Source organism: Acetomicrobium mobile (genome assembly GCF_937920065.1).
Genome location: NZ_CALETC010000105.1, coordinates 1 through 1855, shown reverse-complemented (window position 1 = coordinate 1855; position 1855 = coordinate 1). Strand labels below are relative to the sequence as shown.

At 44.2% G+C, this 1855-nt stretch carries 2 protein-coding genes; both read right to left on the bottom strand.

Annotation, left to right across the window (positions count from 1 at the left end; genetic code table 11):
• Positions 1-1380: adenosylcobalamin-dependent ribonucleoside-diphosphate reductase (locus tag Q7P41_RS04455; protein WP_303882449.1), on the bottom strand; the 1380-nt coding region annotated here is incomplete at its 3' end.
• The coding region (locus tag Q7P41_RS04450; protein WP_303882448.1) for an HAD family hydrolase at positions 1381-1855 on the bottom strand (475 nt) is incomplete at its 5' end.

Genomic DNA, 1855 nt, shown 5'->3' with positions numbered 1-1855 from the left:
TTCATTGACGTAAGTCAAGCTAGCACTTCCACCAAAGGCCTTTCGTTTATAAGCAAGAGCAAAGACTGGTTCTATGCCACTTGACACCTCGGCAATGAGCGAGATGGTCCCTGTGGGCGCAATGGTGGTAACTGTGGCGTTTCTCATTAGAAGGCCGCTTTCTTCCCACTTGCTTCCCTTCCATGCAGGGAAGGGGCCCCTTTCTTCCGCAAGTTTTGAACTTTCTTCATGTCCGATTTTGCTTATAAAGCACATCACTTGACGAGCGAACTCCAATGCATCCTCGCTATCGTAAGGAATGCGAGCCTTGAAAAGCACGTCAGCCCAACCCATAACGCCTAATCCAATTTTCCTTGTAGCTTTAGTCCTATCGGCAATCTCTTTTATTGGGAATTGGTTTATCTCGATCACGTCATCCAAAAAACGAACAGCCATTCGAGTAGTTTGTTCTAGTTTATTCCAATCAATTTCTCGATTTGATGAAATCATGTTTGATAAGTTAATGCTTCCTAAATTACAAGATTCGAAGGGTAAAAGTGGCTGCTCGCCACAGGGATTGGTGGCGATAATGGGACCTAAATGAGGGGTAGGGTTTGAAGCTTCGATTTTATCTAGAAAAATCATTCCGGGATCCCCCGTCTTCCAGGCCATTTCGCAGATAAGATCGAATAAATACCGAGCCTTTATTCTATCCACTACTTCTCTCGTTCGCGGATTTACGAGATCCCAATCTCCGTCGTTTAAAATAGCTCGCATAAACTTTTGAGTGGCGCCTATCGAAATGTTGAAATTTCTTAACTTACCTTCTTCTACCTTAGCCTTGATGAATTTAACCACATCGGGATGATCAGCATTTAATATCCCCATGTTGGCACCGCGCCTCATCCCACCTTGTTTTACTACATCAGTAGTGTGATCAAAAAGTTCCATGAAAGAAACAGGGCCAGAAGCGACGCCTTTAGTGCTTTTTACAATATCACCATAAGGACGAAGTGACGAAAAATTAAACCCCGTCCCTCCGCCAGATTTATGAACCAAGGCGGTATACTTAAGAGCGTCAAATATCTCTTCCATGCTATCGCCGATGGGCAGGACAAAACAAGCCGACAATTGCCCTGCGGGTGTCCCAGCATTCATCAACGTGGGAGAATTGGGCAAAAAATCAAGTCTTGCCATCATTTCGAAAAACCTTTCGGCCCACTCTTTTTCTGCTCCTTCGTCACCAAAGGACCTTTCGGCCTTTGCAACGGCACGTGCCACCCGCCATAACATATCCTCGGGCGTTTCCATGAGATTTCCTTTTTCATCTTTTAATAAATATCTACGCTCTAAAACCTTGATCGCATTTTGCGAAAAAGAAGGCCTCATTTGTTCAGACATTTACAGATCACCCTCCTGCGATGCATGCTTACCACGTAGTTTCATCGCGTTCGCCTGGAGAATCGTGTTATCTAAAAATATTTTCAGTACATCATTTACGCTTGACAAGACCAGAAAAGCCCCGGCTTCCATGAGCTCCTCCTCGCTAGATGGTCCGGTAGTCAATCCTATGCCAACTATACCTGCATTTTTTGCGGTGAGCATATCGATAACAGTGTCTCCCACATAAGCCACTTGGTCGCGGTCAACTCCTAAGCTTTCAATTGCCTCTAAAAGGATGTGGGGTTCGGGCTTAGGTATATTTACCTCTTCTAATCCCAAAACTAGATCGAAATACTCTCCCAAACCTAGATAGTCAATGGCCTTTTTAACACTTCTTCTATTTGATGTGATTGCAAGCTTCAATCCCATGTACCTTAAAGCTTTTAAAGTTTCAGGCACGCCAGGAAAAGGTCTCATTTTCTCATATTCCAAG